The organism is Limimaricola pyoseonensis, from assembly GCF_900102015.1.
Classification (GTDB): Bacteria; Pseudomonadota; Alphaproteobacteria; order Rhodobacterales; family Rhodobacteraceae; genus Limimaricola; species Limimaricola pyoseonensis.
This window is the reverse complement of the sequence record NZ_FNAT01000008.1, coordinates 135698-155805: the sequence shown is the minus strand read 5'-3', so window position 1 is coordinate 155805 and position 20108 is coordinate 135698. Positions and strand designations below refer to the sequence as shown.

Genomic DNA, 20108 nt, shown 5'->3' with positions numbered 1-20108 from the left:
CGAGATTTCGGTAGAATTGTGGCAAAGAGGTGATACTCTCATGACGGGAGTGGATGGATAGTGATTCGCGTTTAACGGGTATCTGTATGAAAATCTCACACATCGCCGGAGCCGCCGCCTTCATGGTCACGGGCTTCGTCTCGGCCGCGGGCGCGGCGACGACCTATGATTTCACCGGCGGGGCCAACCCGGCCGGGCCGTTCAGCCTCGGCTGCCAGGCCACCGGCCTGCTGAACGTCGACTGCGAGGTCACCTACAACGCCGAAGGTCTCGGCGTGAAAGGCATCCCCGACCTGCAGCCCGGCGAGATCGACAACTGGCCCAAGAGCCAGGAGACGCTCTGGGTGAACTTCGACTACGACGTCCGGCTGGTGGACGTGACGCTTCGGATGTTCGACTACAACGACGACTTCGAGCTCTTCATCAACGGCTCGATGGACAGCTCCTACGGTCCGGGCATCAGCGACAACCCCTACACCATCTCGCCCGACATCAACTTCGTGAACTCCTTCGGCATTCGGGCCAGCAGCTCGAGCATCGTCGACGGTTTGATCCTCAAGGACAATTTCACCCTCGCATCCTTCAAGGTGGCGCCGGTGCCGGTTCCGGCGGCGGGCTTCCTGCTGATCGGGGCGATGGCCGCGCTCGGCGCGGTGGGCCGGCGGCGCAAGGCCGGCTGATCCGACCCGGCGGGACCACCGCCCAAACGAGGGGCCGGGCGAGCGATCGCCCGGCCCCATGGCCGTGCCGGGGCCCGCGACTGGCCCGCGACTGGCCTGCGACCGGTTTGACACCGCCGCCGGAAGGCGGATGGTGGCGCGCGGGGACCGGGAGGAGCACATGGGATTTTCCGCCAATCTGGGGTTTTTGTTCACCGAGCACGCGCTGCCCGATGCGGTGCGCGCCGCCGCCCGCGCGGGGTTTGCGGCGATCGAGTGCCACGAGCCCTACGCCACCGACCCCGGCGCGCTGCGCGCGGTGCTCGACGAGACCGGGCTGCCGCTCATCGGTCTCAACGCCCGGCGCGGCGACGCGGCGCGCGGCGAGTTCGGTCTGGCGGCGCTGGCCGGGCGCGAGGCGGATGCGCGCGACGCCATCGCCGAGGCGGTGATCTACGCCGCCGAGGCGGGGGCGGGCTTCGTGCATGTGCTGGCGGGCCGCTCGGGCGGCGGCGCGGCGGCCGAGACCGTGTTCCGCGAGGCGCTGGCCTTCGCCTGCGACCTCGCCGGCGAGGCCGGGATCGGCGTGCTGATCGAGCCGATCAACCGCCGCGACGTGCCGGGCTACCACATCGCCCATGCCGACGCCGCGGGCGAGACCATCGCCGCGCTCGGCCGGCCGAACCTGAAGCTGATGTATGACTGCTACCATGCCGGCATGGCCGGGCGCGACATCCGCGCCGACCTGGCCGCGCATCTGGACCATCTGGGCCATGTGCAGATCGCGGCGCTGCCCGACCGGGGCGAGCCGGATCGCGGCGAGATCGACTATGCCGCGCTTCTGGCGGATCTGCGGGGCCTTGGCTGGAGCCGGCCGGTGGGGGCGGAGTACCGGCCGCGCGCCGGCTGGACCGAGGAGGGGCTGGGCTGGCTCTCGGCCTTTCCGGCCGAGGCCTGAGCGGCTGCGCCGGAGGCTGCCCCGACCGATGCCCCGGCGGCACGGCTTGCGTGCGCGCCGCGCGGCATTAGATTCATCTCTTCAGCAGCGCGAGGGAGCGACATGAGCCGGTTTCTGGACGACATCGAGACCCGTCTGGGGGAGATCCGCGAAGAGGGGCTGTGGAAGACCGAGCGCGAGATCACCTCGCCGCAGGGCGGCCGGGTCGAGGTGAAGGGCCGCGAGGTGATCAACCTCTGCGCCAACAATTATCTCGGCCTCGCCGACCATCCCGACCTCGTGCACGCGGCCAAGGAATCGCTCGACCGGCACGGCTTCGGCATGGCCTCGGTGCGCTTCATCTGCGGCACGCAGGACCTGCACCGCAAGCTCGAGAAGCGCCTCGCCGAGTATCTCGGCCATGACGACACCATCCTCTTCGCCGCCTGCTTCGACGCCAACGGCGCGCTGTTCGAGCCGCTTCTGGGCCCCGAGGACGCGGTGATCTCCGACGCGCTGAACCACGCCTCGATCATCGACGGCATCCGGCTGTGCAAGGCCAAGCGCTACCGCTTCGCGAACTCCGACATGGACGACCTCGAGGCCAAGCTTCGGGAGGCGCGCGAGGCCGGCGCCCGGCACGTGATGATCGCCACCGACGGCGTCTTCTCGATGGACGGCTACCTCGCCAAGCTCGACGAGATCCGGGCGCTGGCCGACAAGTACGACGCGATCATGATGGTCGACGACTGCCACGCCACCGGCTTCATGGGGCCGAAGGGCGCGGGCACGCCCGCGCATTTCGGGGTGAAGTCGGACCTGCTGACCGGCACGCTGGGCAAGGCGCTCGGCGGCGCGATCGGCGGCTACATCGCCGGGCCGCAGCCGGTGATCGACCTGCTGCGCCAGCGGGCGCGGCCCTATCTCTTCTCGAACGCGCTGCCGCCGATGGTCTGCGCCGCCGGATTGGAAGCGCTGCACCTGATCGAGCAGAGCGACGATCTGCGCGCGCGGCTCTTCGAGAACGCCGAGTACTGGCGCAAGGGCCTGACCGATCTCGGCTTCGAGATCCTGCCGGGCGAGCATCCGATCATCCCGGTGATGCTGCACGACGCCAAGAAGGCACAGGCCATGGCATCGCGGCTCGACGAGCTGGGCGTCTTCGTCTCGGCCTTCTTCTTCCCGGTGGTCCCCAAGGGGCAGGCACGCATCCGCACCCAGATGAACGCGGCGCTGAGCCGAGAGGATCTCGACGCGGCGCTTTCGGCCTTCGCGCAGGCGGGCCGCGAACTGGGCGTGATCTCGTGACCCGCCCGAACGGCATGACTGCGCTGGTCAAGGCCAAGGCCGAGGAAGGGCTGTGGCAGCAGACCGTGCCGGTGCCCGAGATCGGCCCCGACGACGTGCTGATCCGGATCAACAAGACCGGCATCTGCGGCACCGACGTGCATATCTGGAACTGGGACGAGTGGGCGCAGGGCGCGGTGCCGGTGCCGCTGGTCACGGGCCACGAATTCGCGGGCGAGATCGTCGAGCTGGGGAAGAACGTCACCGATCTCGCCATCGGCCAGCGCTGCTCGGGCGAGGGGCACCTGATCGGCAAGCATTCGCGCCAGAGCCGGTCGGGCAAGTTCCACCTCGACCCCGAGACGCGCGGCATCGGCGTCAACGAGCAGGGCGCCTTCGCCGAGTACCTGCGGCTGCCGGCCTTCAACGTGGTGCCGCTCCCGGATGCCATCGACGACGAGATCGGCGCGATCCTCGACCCCTTGGGCAACGCGGTGCACACGGCACTGTCCTTCGACCTGGTGGGCGAGGACGTGCTGATCACCGGCGCGGGGCCGATCGGCATCATGGCGGCGGCGGTCGCGCGCCATGTCGGCGCGCGGCACGTGGTGATCACCGACATCAACCCCGACCGCCTCGCGCTCGCCGCCAAGGTGGCGGACGTGGTGCCGGTCAACGTCGCCGAGGAAGACCTTGCCGAGGTGGTGCCGCGTCTCGGCATGAAGCAGGGCTTCGACATCGGCCTCGAGATGTCGGGCAACCAGCGCGCGCTCGACCAGATGGTCGAGCGGCTGGTGATGGGCGGACGGATCGCCATGCTCGGCATCCCGCCGGGCAAGAGCCCGGTCGACTGGAGCCGGATCGTGTTCAAGGCGATCACCATCAAGGGCGTCTACGGCCGCGAGATCTTCGAGACCTGGTACAAGATGATCGCGATGCTCGAGAATGGGCTCGACGTGCGCGGGGTGATCACCCACCGGCTGCCGGTGGCCGACTACGTCGCGGGCTTCGAGGCGATGCGCGGCGGCTCCTCGGGCAAGGTGGTGCTGGACTGGACGAAAGCCCGCTGAGGCGGCCCCGACCGGAAGGGGCGCGGCCCCGGTTCCCATGCATCCGCTGCATGGCGGGGTTCCGTCGATGTCTGTTTTCATTCCCCGTTACCGCTACCAGATAGGGGTCAACGAGGCGGCGATGGGCGCCGCTTCGACGAGGCCCGCGACAAGGGCCGCATACCGGACCCGAACCGCAAGGGATAAAGACATGGCTTTCGCGACCACCGATCTCCGCACCACCAACAACACCGAAACCTTCGGCCTGCACGCCCTGCGCGGCCGCTTCCGCGCCGCGCTCGAGCGCAACCGCGTCTACCGCCAGACCCAGCGCGAGCTGTCGCTGCTGTCGGACCGCGACCTCGCCGATCTCGGCCTGCACCGCTCGCAGATCAACCAGATCGCCGCGGAGGCCGCCCGCGCCGCCTGAGCGCGAAGGCCCGGTACGGGCCGCCCCGGCGGCGGCCCCGCCGCATCCCGGCAAAACCACGCGAAAACGGCGGCTTCCGTGCCCGGAGCCGCCGTTTTTCGTGTCCGGCGCCCGGCAAGGCGCGGGCGACACAACGCGCAAGGCCGGATCGGGTTCGCTTCACGCGACGTCAGAATCAATTGATGGGCGCGGATTTGACCGCACCCCCCCTCCCCCCCACATCTGGTGTGAGGGGGCGACGGATCCGCAGCATCTCCTCCTCCTCTTTCGGACCCTGCGGAAGCTGGAGGCCGAGATGTTCAAGAAACTTGCCACGATGGGTCTGTTGTTCGGAATGGCAGCGACCGCCCCGCCCGCCCTTGCGATGGGCTGCGCGCCGCGCGACCAGATCGTGCAGAAGCTCGAAAACCAGTACTCGGAAACCCTGACGGCCGCGGGGCTGCAAGGCGCGGCCAGCAGGCAATCCATGCTGGAGATCTGGTCGAACCCGCAAAGCGGCACCTACACCGTCCTGCTGACGGATGCGCGCGGCACCAGCTGCGTGGTCGCCTACGGCTCGGAATTCTACGCCATCGAGAAGCCGATCGAGGCCGAGGGCGAACTGGGCTGAGACGCCCCCCATCTATCCGCGGCGCCCCGGCCCACCTCCCCGGCCGGGGCGCGCATCATTGGCGCGGCATCGCGCCCCGGCTCAGCCGCGCGGCATGACGAAGACCTCGCGCACATCGGCGGTCTCGCGCTGGTTCAGCGCGAAGACCACCGCGTCGGCCACGTCCTCGGGCTGGATCTTGTCGGGCTTGGGCTCGTCGAAGAAGGCGGTGTTGACCATGCCCGGCGCGATCACCGTGCAGCGCCCGCCCCAGTCGCGCATCTCCTCGCTCATGTTGCCGGCATAGCCGTGCACGAACCACTTGGTCGCGCCGTAGATCGAGCCGGCGATGTGGCGCTTGCCCGCGGCCGAGCCGGTGAGCACGAGGTGGCCCTTCCGCTTCTTCAGCTCGGGCAGCGCGGCGCGCGCGGTGTAGAGCAGCGCCATGATGTTGAGATCGACGACCTTGCGCCATTCCTCGGGGTCGCCCTGTTCGGTGCCGGGCTTCGAGATGCCCATGCCGGCATTGGCGAAGGCGGCGTCGAGCCCGCCGAAGGCCTCGACCGTGGCGGCGACCGCCTCCTCTTGCTGCGCGAGGTCGGTGGCGTCGCCGGGCAGGGCGCGCGCCTTGTCGCCGAGCTCGCCGGCCAGCGCCTCGAGCTTGTCGGCGCTGCGCGCCATCAGCCCGACATTCCAGCCCGCCTGCACGGCGGCGCGGGCGGTGGCGGCGCCGATGCCGGACGAGGCGCCGGTGATGAACAGCGTTTTGTCAGCCATGTCGTCTCTCCTGCATGTGTCTGGCCCTCCATCTGCGGCGCGGCGCCGGCGCGGCAAGCCGGCGGGCCGGGGCGCGGCCTCACGGCTGCGCGAGCCGGCCGGCGCGGGGAGGAGGGCTGCGGGAGGGAAGGTCAGGGGGCCCGAAACGGCGGCGGGGCGGTCCCCCCGAACCGCCCCGCCAGAAACATGCACACTCGTCACGGCACTGATCAGCTTGCCTGCCGGGTCTCCGCGGCGCAGGCCATCATCAACGCGATATCGCTGTCCAGCTCGGCCCGCAGCGCCGGCGAGGCGAGGTAGAGCCGGTTGATCTGGTCCTCGGCCTCCTGCGACAGGCTGGCCATGCGGCTGCGGGTCAGGAGCCGGCGCAGCGGCGCCCAGGGCCCTTCCGAGCCGCGGCGCGCGGCGTTCATCACGACGATGAAGTCCTGCAGCGCGTCGAGGTCGTGGCAGCGGCGGATGTCCTCGTTGTCGAGCATCCGCACCAGGGTGGCGTGACCGAGGGCCCCGGTGCCGGCCTCCGGCTCCATCAGGATCGCCGACAGCCAGTCGGCCAGATCGCGGGAGCGTTGGAATGCGGTCGTATGAGCCATCGGTCCGTCCTCGTCCCCGTTATCATGTGGCGCTGGAATGATTTAGATTTGCTGGATTTTTCCCTCCGCGTGAACCTGTCTATTGCGACATGGACCGGCAGGTGATTGTTTGAGGTTGCCGCGACAATCGCGCCGGGGAGGGGCGACAGGCGCGGCCACGGAAACCCCAGAACGGAATCGGGGCAGAATCAGGGCGGCCGGGCGGCGGCGGTTTGTCGGCCGGATGACCCGGCAGAGGGAGCATGAGGCGACGATTTTCAACCTATGAGTGATTCGTGCCGGGTGACGCATCCTTGCGGTGATCCCGGCGAAGCCGCCGGTGCGGATGCGCGGCTTCGGAAACGATGCGCGGAACTTGGCACAAATGTCGCTTAAGGGGTTCCGTCAAATGTCAACTCATCTTGCAATTGCATAAGCCCCGCGCCAGTCTCCGCCGCATCAAGCCACCGCAATTTCGGAGGCGACCAGTACCATGAACGAGTTATATGAACATACTTTTGCACAGCTATGCCGAGCACGAGTTCGAGGATCTCGACCGGATCGGCCGGCTCGGCTTTGCCGCGATCCTCAGGGTCAGCAAGGGCAAGCCGACCCATGTCGAGAACCGCTTCGATACCGAATGGCGCCGGGTCTATGACCAGCGCTCCTATTTCCTGCGCGACCCGCTGATCGCCTGGGCGCTGACCCATGACGGCTGCATCGGCTGGGACGACCCGTCGGTCGTCGACCCCTTCGGGGTGATCGGCGAGGCGCGCGCCCACGGCATGCGCTACGGCATGACGGTGGCGACGGGCTCGGCCGAGACGCGGTCCTTCTGCGGGCTGGCGCGGGCCGATCGCGACTTCACCGAATCCGAGCGGCTGGCCGCGCTCGCGGCGATCGAGCGGCTGCATGGCGGCCCGATCGGGCAGGTCGTTCTGACCGAGGCGCAGCGCGAGGCGCTGCAGCTGATGGCGGCGGGCGAACGGCACGCCCGCGCCGCCGCGCGGATCGGGATCAGCGAGAGCGCCCTGAAGGCGCGGCTGAAATCGGCGCGGCTGTCGCTGGCGGCGCGCACCACCGCGGAGGCGGTGCACGCCGCGCAGGCGCGCGGCCTGATCTGAAATCAGACGTCGTCGGACAGCGCCCCGGCCGTCGCGCCGACGCCGGCGCCGACCGCCGGGTCGCCCGAGACCACCTCGCCCGCGGCGGCGCCGATCGCGGCGCCGCTGGCCGCGCGTTCGAGGTCGGTGTTGCCGCAGGCCGCGAGGCCGAGCGCGGCGAAGGTGCCGAGAATAGCGGTGATCCGCATGTCGTGTCTCCCTTGGCTGGTTGCCTTGCTCGGGGGCCAACGGGCTGTGCCATGCGATGTTCCATCGCGGGGGCCCTGCGATGTTCCATCGTGATTTCAACGCGCAGCAGCCCTCGAAATCCGGCCGCGTCAGGATATGTCCCCTTGCGATCAAGTCATTTCTAACGGGAGACGGACATGGCCGAGGACAGCGCAGAGGACAGGGACGAACGCATCCGTCGCCGCGCCTACGAGCTGTGGCAGCGCGAGGGCGCGCCCGAGGGGCGCGACCAGGCGCATTGGCACGAGGCGGTGGCGCAGATCGACGCCGAGGACGCGGCCCAGAGCGGCGTCGCCCCCGGCACCGCCGCCGCGGCCGGGCTGGCCGGGCGCGGCGACGACCTGCCGAAGGACGCCTCGGGGCTCGACGAGATGGACGTGCAGCAGGCGCGCGAGGCGATGCAGGAGGGGCGCGGCGAGCAGGTCGGCGACACCACGCCCGCCACGGGCGGCAAGCGCAAGCGCGCGGCCGCCAAGACCGAGCCGGGCGCCGCGCCCAAGCGCGCGAAGAAGACCGCCGCCGCCAAGGTCGACAAGCCGGCCAAGGCGGGGGCGGCCAAGGGCGGCCACACCGTGGCGCCGGGCGAGAAGAAGGTCAGCCGCCGCGCCGTGCGCTCGGGCCCGGAAAAGAGCGCCGACGCTTACTCGAAGAAGGACTGACACCCGAACGGGCCGCCCGCATCGGCGGGCGGCCCGTTGCAGGCGCCTTCGCGGGCGCCGCCGTTCAGTCGGCCAGCGCCTCGGCCTCGCGCAGCTCCTCCTCAGTGAGGTCGAGCCTGTGGCGCAGGAGCGTCAGATAGGCGGTGTTGGCCTCGGTCGTGGCGTCCACGGCGGCGCGCGAGGCGATGTAGAACTCGATCGCCGCCTCGTGGTCCTCGACCTGCGCCAGCAGCGTGTCGAGCGGCTTGGGGTGCTTGATCTCGCCGGCGATCAGCCGCCGCTCGTCGGCGCTGGCCTCGGCCTCGTCGAGATAGCCCGAGATCCGGTGCCGCTCCTCGGGCGAGAGGTCGCCATCGGCATGGGCGGCGGCGATCATCGCCCGGATCAGCAGCAGCGCGCGATCGTCGCTCATCGCCTGCGCGGCCTGGCTCTCGGGCAGGTGCTCGGCATCGGGGGCCGGGTCGGGGGTCGGGCCGTCGCCGCCGATGCGATCGGCGATCTCGCTCACCAGCCCCGACAGGCCGCCCGAGGTGCCGGCGCTGCGGGTGGTGCCGCCCGTCGTTCCGCCCTGCGCGCGCTGGCGCGCCTCGTGGTCGCGCCAGGCCTGGTAGGCCATGTAGCCGAGCGCCGCGACACCGGCCTTGCCGCGCAGGCCGCGCCCGCCCAGCCCGCCCAGCAGGCTGGCGCTGCCGAGGCTGCCGCGCCGCCGGCCGCGCCCGGCCATGCGCGAGGCGAGTAGCACGCCGAGAATGCGTTTGAGGCTCATGTCGGGCTCCCTTTCGCGGTGACGGTCATCTGCAGGGGGCAACGGATGGCCCGCCCGCTTCGTTCCCGCCAGGCTTGTGCGGCGGCATCAACGTATCAGGGCGGCCGGGCGGCTTGACCCCGGTGCTGGCAGCTTAGCTTACGGCGCGACCCTTTCGGAAGGCCCGCCCGTGCAGATCGCCGTTCTCGCCCATATCCGCCACCCCGTCGCGCCGCCCTTTCCGGGCGGGATGGAGGCCCATGCCTGGCATCTGTCGCGGGCGCTCGCCGCGCGCGGCCACGCGGTGACGCTGTTTGCCAGCGGCGACAGCCGGCCGCCGCCGGGCGTGGCGCTGCACCCGGTGGTGGAGGTGCATTACGACCGCCGCTTCCCGTGGCACGCGTTCCACGGCACCGACACGCTCAACGCCCATCTCGACGCGGCCTTCGCGGGTGTCTGCCGCGCCCTTGCCGAGGGCGGCTTCGACGTGGTGCACAACAACACGCTGAACCGGTTTCCGCCGCGCATGGCGCGGGCGCACCGGCTGCCGATGCTGTCCTCGATGCATGTGCCGCCCTTCGACGCGCTCGGCCGCGCGATGCGGGACAGCCTCGCGCCATGGCACCTCGCCACCACCACATCGGCGCTGCAGCGCACGCGCTGGTGGGACGCGCCGCCGCGCGAGGCGCGGGTGGTCGGCAACGGCATCGCGCTGGACGACTGGCCCTTCGTGGCCGAGGGCGACGGCACGGCGGTCTGGGCGGGGCGGATCACGCCGAACAAGGGCCCGCATCTGGCGGCACAGGCGGCGCGGATCGCCGGGGTGCCGCTGACGCTTTTCGGTGCGATCGAGCATCGCGACTACTTCGAGGCGGAGGTGAAGCCGCAGCTGGGAGACGGCATCCGCTATGGCGGGCATCTGGGCGGGGCGGATCTCGCGGCCGAGATCGGCCGCGCCTCGGCGCTGCTGTTCACGCCGCTCTGGGACGAGCCCTTCGGCCTCGTGGCGATCGAGGCGATGGCCTGCGGCCTGCCGGTGGCGGCGGTGGAGATGGGGGCGGTGCGCGAGGTGATCGGCGATTGCGGCGCCTATGCGCCGGCCGACGACCCGCAGGCGCTGGCGGCGGCGCTGCGCCGGGCCATGGCGCTGCCGCGTGCGGCGGCGCGGGCGCGGGTCGCGGCGCGGTTCAGCGTCGCGGCGATGGTCGAGGGCTACGAGGCGCTCTACGCCGAGGCGATCGCGGCGCGCGACGCGCCCGCGTCCGCCATCGACTATGCCGCGCACGAGCTGCGGATCGCCCCGGCGGTCATGGCCGCCGGGGCCTGAGCCTCACTCCGCCGCGACGGGCATGATCGGCGCGGTGGCGCTGCGCCGGCGCTCGATCTCGCGGATCACCTCGGCCGAGTTGCAGTAGGGCCGGTGCGCCTGGTGCCGGGTCAGGGCGAGGTCGCATTCGCTGGCGGGGCGCAGCACCCGGATCTGGCGTTCGTCCTGCGCGATCAGCCCCATCACCTCGAAGGCGTGCAGCCAGTGGCCCATGGTGCGGTGGCCCCACTTGGCGCGGAACAGCTCGGCGTTGCGGATCACGCTTTCCATGTGGTGCACGGGCGGCATGTGGTGCGGGTGGTACTGGTGATAGGCGCGCGCGCCCTTGGCCCAGCCGATCTTCACGCCGGCCTCGTCGAGCATCCGGCCGAAATCGGTGTCTTCGCCGCCATAGCCGTGGAAGCGCTCGTCGAAACCGCCGACGCGGTCGAAATCGGCGCGCCGGATCGCGAAGTTGAGCGACCAGAAGCAGCGGTAGTCCTCGCAGGGGCGGATGCCCTCGGGCGGCGGGCCCTGCCGGTCGGAGTGACGCTCGGCCACCGCCTCGAAATCGGGGTAGTCCCAGCCCTCGGCGTTCACCCCGTCGGGGAGATACATCACCTCGCCCATCACCAGACCGTCGAAGGCGGCGAGGTGGCGGCGATACTCGGCCACGAAGTCGGGGCCCGGGATGCAGTCGACGTCGAGGAACAGAAGCTCGTCGCCCTCGGCCTCGCGCGCGGCGAGGTTGCGCGCCTCGGCCAAGGGCAGGCTGTCGCGCAGCAGTTCGATCTGCCGCACCGGGAAGGGCGCCTCGGGCAGGTCGTAGGGCTCGGGCTGCATCCGCACGATCACCAGCTCGGCGGGCCGTTCGGTCTGGCGGCCGAGCCCGCGCACGAGGTTGGCGAGATGGGCCGCGCGGCCGCGGGCGATGGTCAGGACGGAAGCGGTCATCTGGGGTCTCCGGTGCTGAAGGGTCATTCCGCCACGAGGGCGAGCCGCGGCTCGGCCCCCCATGCGCGGGCGATCAGGGTCTCGATCCAGTCGGCGGCGCGGGCCGCGGCCCGCGGGTCGACGAGGGCGTGCATCCGTTCGGGATCGTGGCGCATGAGCGCGGCCTCGGCGGCGGCGCGCCAGGCCTGCGCCGATGAGGGCAGGTGCGGCACGGCATGGGCTACGCCGGCGCGCGACAGCGCCTCGGCCTTGCGGTGCTGTTCGTCGAAATAGCGCCATTCGGGCACGGCGATCCACGGCACGCCGGCACCGAGGATCTGGTGGCAGGTGGTGTTGCCGGTCGAGGCGATCACGAGGTCGGCCGCGGCGATCCGGTCGGCCGCGTCGTCGACCCAGCCGTGATGGGCGAGGTTGCCGGGCTCGGTGGCGTGCCAGTCGCGTTCGACATGGCCGATCGTGTGCCACGACCAGTCGGGCAGGGCGCGCGCGCCGACGCCGATCGGCGCCTGCGCGAAGCCCGAGCCGCCGCCGCCCGACACGACGAGGGCGATCTTTTCCCCTGCCGCGATGCCGAGCCGGGCGCGGGCGGCGGCGCGGTCTGGCATGGCGGCGATGCCGAGCCCGCCCGCGAAATGCGTCTTGGCGGTCATCCAGCCCGGCCAGTCCGGCTGGGCGAGGTCGGCGTGGCAGGGCGCGAGCAGGCCGAGCGCGCCGCGATAGGCGGCGACATGGCCGGGGTCGCTGCGGTCGCCATGCTGCACCACCTTCACATGCGGCACCGAGCAGATCCGCGACAGCTGCGCGATCTCGGCCGAGACGTCGCAGATCATCAGCGCCGGGTCGGCTTCGCGGAACCACTGGGCGATGGTGCCCATCGCCTCGCGGATGCCGGGCCAGCCAGCGGGCGCGCAATGCAGCGTGTCGGGCGTGTCGAGATCGGCGAGGCCCGGCGCCTCGGCGCCCGTCGCCTCGAACAGCGAGGGGACGGAGACCACCTCGGCATTCGCGGGCAGGGGCGGGAAGATCTCGGCGCGGGCGCAGAAGAGGGTGACGGGGCGCTCGGGCGGCAGTGCGTGCACCAGCGCGGCGCAGCGCTCGGCATGGCCGCGGCCCTGGTGGTGGACGAAACAGCCGAGCGGTCTCATTCGGCGGCCATGGCGATCGGGGCGTCGATGTTGTCGGCCACGGGCGGGCAGAGACCGGCGCGCGCCAGCCCCTCCATCAGCCCAGCGGCGTGGTGGCCGCGGCTGCGGTGCAGGCCGGGCCGGCGCGGCAGCAGCGCGAGGTCGCCATCGGCGTTGCCGACCACGATGGCGTGGCCCGCCGCCCGCAGCATGCAGTCGTCATTGCCGGAATCGCCGGCGGTCACGCAATGCTCCAGCGTCAGCCCGTAATGCCGCGCCAGATGCGCCACGGCCGCGCCCTTGCCGGCGCGCACCGGCATCACGTCGATCAGGTTGCCATGCGAGGCCACCACCCGCGCCGCCAGCCCCGCCATGTCGAGCCGGTTGCGGATGCGCTGCGCCTGCCGCGCGCAGCCCAGATAGCCGAGCTTCCAGCGCCGCTGCTCGAGCGCGGGCTGCGGCCGGATCGAGGGGTTGTCGAGCAGGCGCGCGATCTCGTCATGCCGCCAGTCGGCGCCGATCTCCCGCGCGAAGCTCGCGTCGAAGCGCAGGCGGCCGGTCTCGTCGCGGATGTAGATCTCGGTGCCGCAGGAGGTGATGAAGGCGTCTGGCTCGGGCACCTCCCACTCCGACAGGATGCGCCGCGCCTCCGACAGCGTGCGGCCCGTCGCGACGGCGAACATCGCGTGGCCTTGCGCGCGCCACGCCGCGAAATCGGCGATCGCGGCGCGGTCGCCGGTCAGCGTGTTGTCGATGTCGCTGGCGAGGATGCGGGCGGGGGCGGGCACCGGGCGGGGTGCCGCGACCTCGGCCAGAAGGCCCGAGACCCGGCGCGCCCAGGCGTCCCAGTCATAGGCGCTGCCGCCGGTGGCGGCGGCCTCGGCGCAGCGGGCCCAGAGCTCGGAGTCGCCCAGCAGGCGCGACAGCGCCGCGCCGAAGCCGGCGGTGTCGCGCGGGTCGGCGGTCAGGCCGTGGCCGATGCGGGCGACGATGTCGGAGGGCCCGCCATGGCAGGTCGCGACCACCGGCAGCCCGGCCTCGGCCGCCTCGAGGATGGTCAGGCCGAAGGGCTCCGTGAGCGCGGGGTTGGCGAAGACGCCGCCCTGCGCGGCGGCCAGGCGGTAGAGCGCGCCGAGCCGGCCCGCGTCATGCTCGGGCGGCAGCGCGACGCGGCCTTCGAGGCCATGCTCGTGCACCATCGCCTCGATCGCGGCGATGACGCGCCGCCCCTCGGCGCTGCCGAGCCGCTCCGGGCCGCGCAGCCCGGCGAGGATCACGAGGTTGGCGTGCTCGCGCAGCCCCGGCGTGGTGGCGAAGATCTCGACCAGCCCGGCGAGGTTCTTCTTCTCCACCGGCCGCGCCACGGCGAGGATGAAGGGCTTTTCGGGAGCGGTGAGCTCCGGCGCGATCAGCGCGCGGGCGGCCTCGGGGCCCGCGCCCTCGGGCAGGGTGGGCCCCGGCGCGATGCAGTGGATGCGCGCGGGGTCGGCGCCGGCATAGGCGCAGACCTGACGCTCGGCCTCGTCGCGCGAGGAGACGACGATTGCGTCGGCCTCGGCGATGGCGCGGGTCTCGGCCTCGATGCGGCGGCGCATCCCGTCATCGGGGCGGCGCATCGCGCGCGCCTTGTCGAGCGCCAGCGAATGCGGCGTGTAGAGCACCGGGATGCCGAAGCGGTCGCGCGCCGCCAGCGCCACCGCGGCGGCGTCGGCGAAATGCGCGTGGATCGCGTCCGGCTTGCGCGGCAGCGCGGCGAGGTGGTCGAGGAAGGCCGCGGTGAAGGCCGGGACCTGCGCCTCGAGCGCCTCCTTCGAGAGGTAGTCGGCGCAGCCGTCGTCGATCCGCAGCAGCCGTGATTTCGGGCCGAGCGGCTCCTCGGCCCGCGCATGCGCGGCGTCGAGGCCGGGCGCGTCGAAGCGGCGGGTGACGATCTCGACCCGGTCGATGTCGTGCCGCGCCGCCTGCGCCCGCGCGGCGGCGAGGATGTAGGCGATGTGGCCGCCGGTGTCGTCGGTCAGGCCGTAACGGATCGGCGGTGCCTTGAGGCATCCGCCCAAGGCAATGTGCATCACGAACATCGAAGGAAACTTCCGGTCGTCAAAGGGTTGCCGGGTCCAAAGTCCCCACCCCCCGGTTCTGTTCCGCCGCAAGATACGGCCTTTCCGGGGCTGGACCGGCGCGCCGCCGCGCTAGTTTGCCGCGGGATCCGGAGCCCCGGCGGAGCAAACATGCGTCATCGTTACCTCTTCATCGGCGGGCTGCACCGCTCGGGCACCTCGCTGGCCGCGCGGATCGCCGGGACGATCCCGGGGATGGGTACGATAACGCACGCACCCGTGCCCGAGAACGAGGGCGTCTACCTGCAGGGCGCGATCCCGCATGACGCGCGGGCCGGCGAGCCCGGCGCCTTCGCCTTCGACCCGGCCCAGCACCTGGTCGAGGGCGGTCCTTACGACCGGCTCGAGACGCGCGAGCGGATCGAGGCGGACTGGGCGCCGTGGTTTCCGGACGGCGTGCCGTGGCGGGTCGAGAAGTCGCCGGTCAACCTGCTGCGGACCCGGCTCTACCAGCAGCTCTTCCCGCTGTCGCAGTTCGTGATCGTCACCCGCCACCCGCTGGCGGTGGCGCGGGCCACGGCGAAGTGGAGCGCGCGCGGCGAGGCCGAACTGGTGGCGCATTGGGCGCGGGCGCACGAGATTGCGCTCGAGGATGCCGGGCGGCTGCATGCGCGGCTGATCCTGCGCTACGAGGATCTGGTGGCCGACCCGGACGCGGCGCGGCGGGCGCTTGCGGCGTTCTGCGACCTCGCGCCCGACCCGGGGTCCGGCCTTGCCACCGCGCCCGCCGAGCCGGTGCGCGACGGCAACCGCGACTACGACCTGTCAGAGACCGCGCCCTTGCCCGAGGCGGTGCGCGCGGTGATGCTGCGGCTGGGCTACGGCCCCCATGGCGCGGTCGGGCCGCTGCCGGGCGCGGCGGTCGCGCATCCGCTGCGGGCGGTGTGCGAGGCGGTCGCCGCGCAGTGGCCGCCGCGCCGGGCGGAGAATTGAACGCGAACCGGAACTTGGCGCCCCGCCCCCGGTTGGCTTGTTCGGAACAGGCGCGCGGGCGCGCGCGAGACGAGGGAGAGAAAGATGGCCGAAACCGACAGCACCACCACCCCAGACCGGTCCGGCGGAGGCGGCGCCGGGGGGCGCGGCCTCGTCTTCTGGATCGCCGTCGCCGCCGCCGTCGTCGGCTGGCTCATCGTGCTCTGGCTCGCGGTGTCGCGCGCCGGCGTCTCGGGCGAGCTCGAGCAGGCGCGCGCCCAGATCGGCGAGGTCGAGGACCAGCTCGCGGTGCAGAGCGAGACCGTGGGCAGCATCGAGGTGCTGCGCACCGAGCTCGAGACCCTGCGGGTCGAGGAGGAGGAGCTGCAGAACCGCCGCGCCACCATTGAGGCCGACATCGCCCCGGCCGAGACCCGTCTCACGGAGCTTCAGGACCAGATCGGCACCGCCGAGGAGGATCTCGCCGCGCGCGAGGCCGACGTCGCCGCGCTCGAGGAGCAGCTGGCGCCGATGCGCGCCGAGCTCGACGGTTTCGAGACCCGCCGCGACGAGGCGCAGGGCGCGGCCGAGCGCGCCGAGTCCGAGCTGGCCGCGGTGCAGGAGCGGCTCGACACCGCCCGCGCCGAGGAGGCCGAGCTGCGCGAGCTGATCGCCACGCTGAGCGACGAGGCGGCCGAGCTGACCCGCCAGGTGAGCGCCGCCGAGTCGACCCTGAGCGGCCTGCGCGAGGAGAACGCGAACCTGCGCCAGCAGGTCGGCGAGGCCGAGGCGCGCCTGGCCGAGCTGGAGGCCCGCCACGAGCGACTGGACGTCGAGATCGGCAGCCTGACCGACGACCGCTCCGCGCTGCGCTCCGACGTCGAGGCCGCGCAGGACCGCCGCGCCCGCCTGCAGGAGCAGGTGACCGCGCTGGCCGAGGTGCTGGCCGCCGGCGCCGAGGAGCTGGCCGAGACCGAGCGCCGGATCGCCGCGCTGCAGGGCGGCGACCTCGCCACCGCCGGCACGTCTGAGGCCCCGCGCATCACCGACCTGCCTCAGGAGGCCGCCGCCGAAACCGAGGCCGCGCCGCGGATCACCGAGCTGCCGGCCGAGGACGAGGCCGCGCAGCCCGCCGAGGGCGAAGCCGCCGCGCCGCGGATCACCGAGCTGCCGGCGGACGAAGCGCTGGATCAGGCAGCCGAAGGCGAAGGCGCTGCGGCGGAGGCCGGCGAGGCCGAGGCGACCGAGGCCACCGAAGACGATGCGGCACAGGCGCCCGCGGCGGAGGATGCCGCCGAGGGCGAAGCTGACGCGGCGGGTGCCGATGAGGCCGGCTCGGACGAGGTGACCGAGGACGACGCTGCGCAGGCGACCGAGGCGGGGGATGCCGCCGGGGGCGAGGCTGCGGCGGGTGCCGACGAGGCCGGCTCGGACGAGGCCACCGAGGATGACGGGGCGCAGGCGACCGAGGCGGACGAGGCCACCGAGGACGAGGCTGCCGCGACGAGTGCCGACGAGGCCGGCGCTGCCGAGGCCACCGAAGGCGACGCGGCGCAGGCGGCTGATGCCGCCGAGGGCGACGGCGCGGCCGAGGCCACCGAAACCGCGGCCGCCGAGGGCGAGGCGCAGGCCGGGGCCGCCGGGCTGGGCGGCGCGGCGACGCAGGGCGCGGCCGCGCCCGCGAGCGGCGGCGACGGGCTGCAGCCGGGGCTCTACATGCTCGGCCCGATCGCGGTGAAGCTGTCGGAGGACGGCCGCTTCAGCATGGCCGGCGCCGAGGACATGGGCCGCGTCACCGGCCGCTACACGGTCGAGGGCGAGTATCTCGTGCTGCAGGAGGCGCGCGGCGACACCGGCCGGGCGCGCTTCCCGATGCGCTGCGGCCTGAGCCCGACCGAGACCGGCTTTGCCATGGCCGACGACGACGGCAGCTGCGCGCTCTTCGCCGGGCGCGAGCTGAAGGCGGCCGAGTGAGCCCGGCCGCGCGGATCGGAGCCGGCCCGCCGGCATGACACTGGCGGCCCTGCCGCTCTGGGCCGTGGTCGCGGTGTTCGTCGCCGCGGCCGCGGCGATCGCGCTGGCCGGGGTGCGGCTTGCGCATGTCGCCGACGCGCTGGCCGACCGCACCGGCATGGGCGAGGTGGTGGCCGGCGCGCTCTTCGTCGGCGCCGCGACCTCGCTGCCCGGCGCCATCACCTCGGTCTCGACCGCGTGGCAGGGGGCCTCGGGCCTCGCCGTCGGCAACGCGCTCGGCGGGCTGACGGCGCAGACCGCCTTCATCGCCGTGGCCGACCTGTTCTACCGCCGCGCCAATCTCGAACACGCCGCCGCCTCGGTGGCGGGGCTGACGCAGGGCGTGCTCTTGATGGTGCTGCTCACCATCCCGCTTCTGGCCTCGGCCGAGCCGCAGGTGACGCTGTGGGGCGTGCATCCGGCCTCGGTGCTGATCCCGGTGATCTACGGGCTGGGGCTGCGGCTGTTGTCGCATATCCACGACGACCCGATGTGGCACCCGGTGCAGACCGACGAAACCCGCGAGGAGGTGTCCGAGCCCGACCGCGAGGACGGCGTGCCCGACCGCGCGCTGTGGCTGCGCTTCACGCTCTATGCCGGGATCACCGCCGTGGCGGGCTGGGCGATCGGCGAGGCGAGCCTCGCGCTCAACGAGATGACGGGCCTCGGCGAGAGCGCGATCGGCACGGTCTTCGCGGGCGTCGCCAATTCGCTGCCCGAGCTGGTCACCGCGATCGCCGCGGTGCGGATCGGCGCGGTCAGCCTCGCGGTGGGCGACGTGATCGGCGGCAACGCCTTCGAGGTGATGTTCCTCTCGGCCGCCGACCTGTTCGACGAGGGCTCGATCTACGGCGCGATGGGGCCGGGCGACCGCACAACGGCCTTGCTGGCGCTGCTGATGACCGGGGTGCTGCTTCTGGGGATGCTCAGGCGCGAGAAGACCGGCCCGGCGCGGATCGGCTTCGAGAGCCTCGCCGTGCTCGGCCTCTATGCCGTGTCGGTGGCGCTGGTGCTGCGGTGACGTGCCGGCGCGGGCCGGCCCCGCGCATTGCGACACGCGGGGGTTTGCGCCAAAGAGCCGCGTCAGACATCAATGGTTCACGACGGATTGAGGAGAACGGGCGCGATGGATTGGTTGCAGACGGCCTTCGGCTGGCTCGGGGACGCGACATGGGGCTGGGCGCTGATCCCGTTCCTGATCGTGCTCGGCGGGGCCTTCACGTTGATTTCGGGTTTCGTGCAGTTCCGCTTCTTCGGGCGGATGTGGAACGTGCTCTCGGGCGGCCACGGGCAGGGCGAGGGCGAGGTCTCCTCGCGCGAGGCGCTGCTGGTGTCGATCGGCGGCCGGGTCGGCGGCGGCAACATCGCCGGCGTCGCGGTAGCGATCACGCTGGGCGGGCCCGGCGCGGTGTTCTGGATGTGGGTGGTGGCGCTGATCGGCATGGCCACCTCGCTGTTCGAATGCGCGCTGGCGCAGCTCTACAAGCGCAGCGAGCCCGACGGCACCTTCCGCGGCGGCCCGGCGCAGTACATCCAGCACGGTCTGGGGCAGAGCTTCAACTGGCTGGCGGTGATCTACGCCATCGCGCTCTTGGCGAGCTTCGGGCTCGGCTTCTCGGCCTTCCAGGGCAACACCGTGGCGGTGGCCGCCAATGACAGCCTCGGGCTCGACCCGGTGATGGTCGGCGTGTTCCTGGCGCTGGTCACGGCGGTGATCGTGTTCGGCGGCATCCGCCGCATCGCGCGGGTCGCGGACGTGATCATCCCGATCATGGCGCTCGGCTACATCGCGATGGCGCTGGCGGTGATCGTGCTCAACTTCACCGAGGTGCCGGCCGCGCTCTGGACCATCGTCGCCAACGCGGTCGGCCTCGAGGAAGCGGTCGGCGGCGGCGTCGGCGCGGCGGTGGCGCAGGGCATGCGGCGCGGGCTCTTCTCGAACGAGGCGGGCCTCGGCTCGGCCCCGAACGTGGCGGCGGCGGCGGCGGTGCCGCACCCGATGACGCAGGGCATCGTGCAGTCGCTGTCGGTGTTCATCGACACGGTGATCATCTGCACCTGCACCGCGATGGTGATCCTTCTGGGCGACGTCTACGTGCCGGGCGCCACGGATGTGGACGGCGTCGCGCTGACCCAGCAGAGCCTGGTCGGCCATCTGGGCGACTGGTCGCAGTACTTCCTGACCGGGGCTGTGCTGCTCTTCGCCTTCAGCTCGATCATCTACAACTACTATCTCGGCGAGACGGCGGTGAGCGTGCTGACCGGCAACCGCTTCGGCGTGCTGGCGCTGCGGCTGGCGGTGCCGGTGGTGGTGTTCCTCGGCGCCGCGGCGCCGGGCGCGACGGCGGTGTTCTTCTTCTCGGACCCGCTGATGGGGCTGCTGGCGCTGGTCAACCTGATCGCGCTGGCGATGCTGTTCCCGGTGGGGATGCGGCTGCTGGCCGATTACCGCAGGCAGCTGCGCGCCGGCGCGGTGGAGCCGGTGCTCGACCCGGCCGACTATGCCGATCTCGACATCGACCAGACGGCCTGGACCAAGCCCGCGCCGCTGCGGCAGGTGGCCTGACGCCAAAGGGCCAGAGAGGCCGGGACACGGGCCGGCGGGGGCGACCCCGCCGGCCTTTTT

20 protein-coding genes are annotated in these 20108 nt (G+C 72.2%); 13 read left to right on the top strand and 7 right to left on the bottom strand.

The window, feature by feature from the left end:
- Positions 1-86: 86 nt before the first annotated feature.
- From BLT43_RS15645 to BLT43_RS15620, 6 genes are all read left to right on the top strand, one after another.
- A complete protein-coding gene (locus BLT43_RS15645; RefSeq protein ID WP_165612644.1) occupies positions 87-680 on the top strand; it encodes a VPLPA-CTERM sorting domain-containing protein in 594 nt (197 codons plus the stop codon).
- 160 nt (positions 681-840) lie between these two features.
- A complete protein-coding gene (locus BLT43_RS15640) occupies positions 841-1617 on the top strand; it encodes a hydroxypyruvate isomerase family protein (protein WP_090114385.1) in 777 nt (258 codons plus the stop codon).
- Positions 1618-1719: 102 nt separating this feature from the next.
- A complete protein-coding gene (locus BLT43_RS15635) occupies positions 1720-2904 on the top strand; it encodes a glycine C-acetyltransferase (protein WP_090114353.1) in 1185 nt (394 codons plus the stop codon).
- Positions 2905-2918: 14 nt separating this feature from the next.
- Entirely contained in the window at positions 2919-3953 is a 1035-nt protein-coding gene (tdh, locus tag BLT43_RS15630) for an L-threonine 3-dehydrogenase (RefSeq protein WP_090114352.1), read from the top strand.
- Between the two features lie 190 nt (positions 3954-4143).
- Entirely contained in the window at positions 4144-4362 is a 219-nt protein-coding gene (locus tag BLT43_RS15625) for a DUF1127 domain-containing protein (protein WP_090114351.1), read from the top strand.
- A gap of 295 nt (positions 4363-4657) precedes the next feature.
- Positions 4658-4972 (top strand): hypothetical protein, encoded by a 315-nt coding sequence (locus BLT43_RS15620; RefSeq protein WP_090114350.1) that lies wholly within the window; start codon positions 4658-4660, stop codon positions 4970-4972.
- Positions 4973-5053: 81 nt separating this feature from the next.
- Here the strand turns inward: BLT43_RS15620 and BLT43_RS15615 are convergent, their stop codons facing one another.
- The gene (locus BLT43_RS15615; RefSeq protein ID WP_090114349.1) at positions 5054-5728 is read right to left on the bottom strand and encodes an SDR family oxidoreductase; all 675 of its coding nucleotides are present in this window, start codon (positions 5726-5728) and stop codon (positions 5054-5056) included.
- A 209-nt stretch (positions 5729-5937) separates the two neighbouring features.
- Positions 5938-6321 (bottom strand): hypothetical protein, encoded by a 384-nt coding sequence (locus tag BLT43_RS15610; protein WP_090114348.1) that lies wholly within the window; start codon positions 6319-6321, stop codon positions 5938-5940.
- A 485-nt stretch (positions 6322-6806) separates the two neighbouring features.
- Here BLT43_RS15610 and BLT43_RS15605 point away from each other — a divergent pair, with 485 nt between their 5' ends.
- Positions 6807-7424, top strand: a complete 618-nt coding sequence (locus BLT43_RS15605; protein WP_090114347.1) for an autoinducer binding domain-containing protein — start codon at positions 6807-6809, stop codon at positions 7422-7424.
- A gap of 2 nt (positions 7425-7426) precedes the next feature.
- Here the strand turns inward: BLT43_RS15605 and BLT43_RS15600 are convergent, their stop codons facing one another.
- Positions 7427-7612 (bottom strand): hypothetical protein, encoded by a 186-nt coding sequence (locus BLT43_RS15600; protein WP_090114346.1) that lies wholly within the window; start codon positions 7610-7612, stop codon positions 7427-7429.
- Between the two features lie 177 nt (positions 7613-7789).
- Here BLT43_RS15600 and BLT43_RS18975 point away from each other — a divergent pair, with 177 nt between their 5' ends.
- Positions 7790-8311 (top strand): DUF2934 domain-containing protein, encoded by a 522-nt coding sequence (locus BLT43_RS18975; protein ID WP_090114345.1) that lies wholly within the window; start codon positions 7790-7792, stop codon positions 8309-8311.
- A gap of 64 nt (positions 8312-8375) precedes the next feature.
- Here the strand turns inward: BLT43_RS18975 and BLT43_RS15590 are convergent, their stop codons facing one another.
- Entirely contained in the window at positions 8376-9077 is a 702-nt protein-coding gene (locus BLT43_RS15590) for a DUF533 domain-containing protein (protein ID WP_090114343.1), read from the bottom strand.
- 169 nt (positions 9078-9246) lie between these two features.
- Between BLT43_RS15590 and BLT43_RS15585 the strand changes: the two genes are divergently transcribed.
- Positions 9247-10383 (top strand): glycosyltransferase, encoded by a 1137-nt coding sequence (locus BLT43_RS15585; protein ID WP_090114341.1) that lies wholly within the window; start codon positions 9247-9249, stop codon positions 10381-10383.
- A gap of 3 nt (positions 10384-10386) precedes the next feature.
- On the opposite strand, the gene BLT43_RS15580 is transcribed toward BLT43_RS15585, so the two are convergent.
- The 3 genes from BLT43_RS15580 to BLT43_RS15570 are packed head-to-tail and all read right to left on the bottom strand — an operon-like array spanning position 10387 to position 14509.
- Complete coding sequence (locus tag BLT43_RS15580; protein WP_090114339.1) at positions 10387-11316, bottom strand: glycosyltransferase family 2 protein; 930 nt, start codon at positions 11314-11316, stop codon at positions 10387-10389.
- Positions 11317-11339: 23 nt separating this feature from the next.
- On the bottom strand, positions 11340-12461 hold the full coding sequence (locus tag BLT43_RS15575; protein WP_090114337.1) for a glycosyltransferase: 1122 nt from the start codon (positions 12459-12461) through the stop codon (positions 11340-11342).
- Positions 12458-14509 carry an HAD-IIB family hydrolase gene (locus BLT43_RS15570; protein WP_207497607.1) on the bottom strand — a complete coding sequence of 684 codons (2052 nt, stop codon included), beginning with the start codon at positions 14507-14509 and terminating at the stop codon, positions 12458-12460. The genes BLT43_RS15575 and BLT43_RS15570 overlap by 4 nt, the downstream gene beginning before the upstream one ends.
- 159 nt (positions 14510-14668) lie before the next feature.
- On the opposite strand from BLT43_RS15570, the gene BLT43_RS15565 reads away from it, so the two are divergent.
- From BLT43_RS15565 to BLT43_RS15550, 4 genes are all read left to right on the top strand, one after another.
- The gene (locus BLT43_RS15565) at positions 14669-15490 is read left to right on the top strand and encodes a sulfotransferase family protein (protein WP_090114334.1); all 822 of its coding nucleotides are present in this window, start codon (positions 14669-14671) and stop codon (positions 15488-15490) included.
- Between the two features lie 84 nt (positions 15491-15574).
- Positions 15575-17443 (top strand): coiled-coil domain-containing protein, encoded by a 1869-nt coding sequence (locus BLT43_RS15560; protein WP_090114332.1) that lies wholly within the window; start codon positions 15575-15577, stop codon positions 17441-17443.
- 34 nt (positions 17444-17477) lie between these two features.
- A complete protein-coding gene (locus BLT43_RS15555) occupies positions 17478-18503 on the top strand; it encodes a sodium:calcium antiporter (RefSeq protein WP_090114331.1) in 1026 nt (341 codons plus the stop codon).
- A gap of 105 nt (positions 18504-18608) precedes the next feature.
- The gene (locus tag BLT43_RS15550) at positions 18609-20048 is read left to right on the top strand and encodes an alanine/glycine:cation symporter family protein (RefSeq protein ID WP_090114329.1); all 1440 of its coding nucleotides are present in this window, start codon (positions 18609-18611) and stop codon (positions 20046-20048) included.
- The last annotated feature ends 60 nt before the right edge of the window (positions 20049-20108 follow it).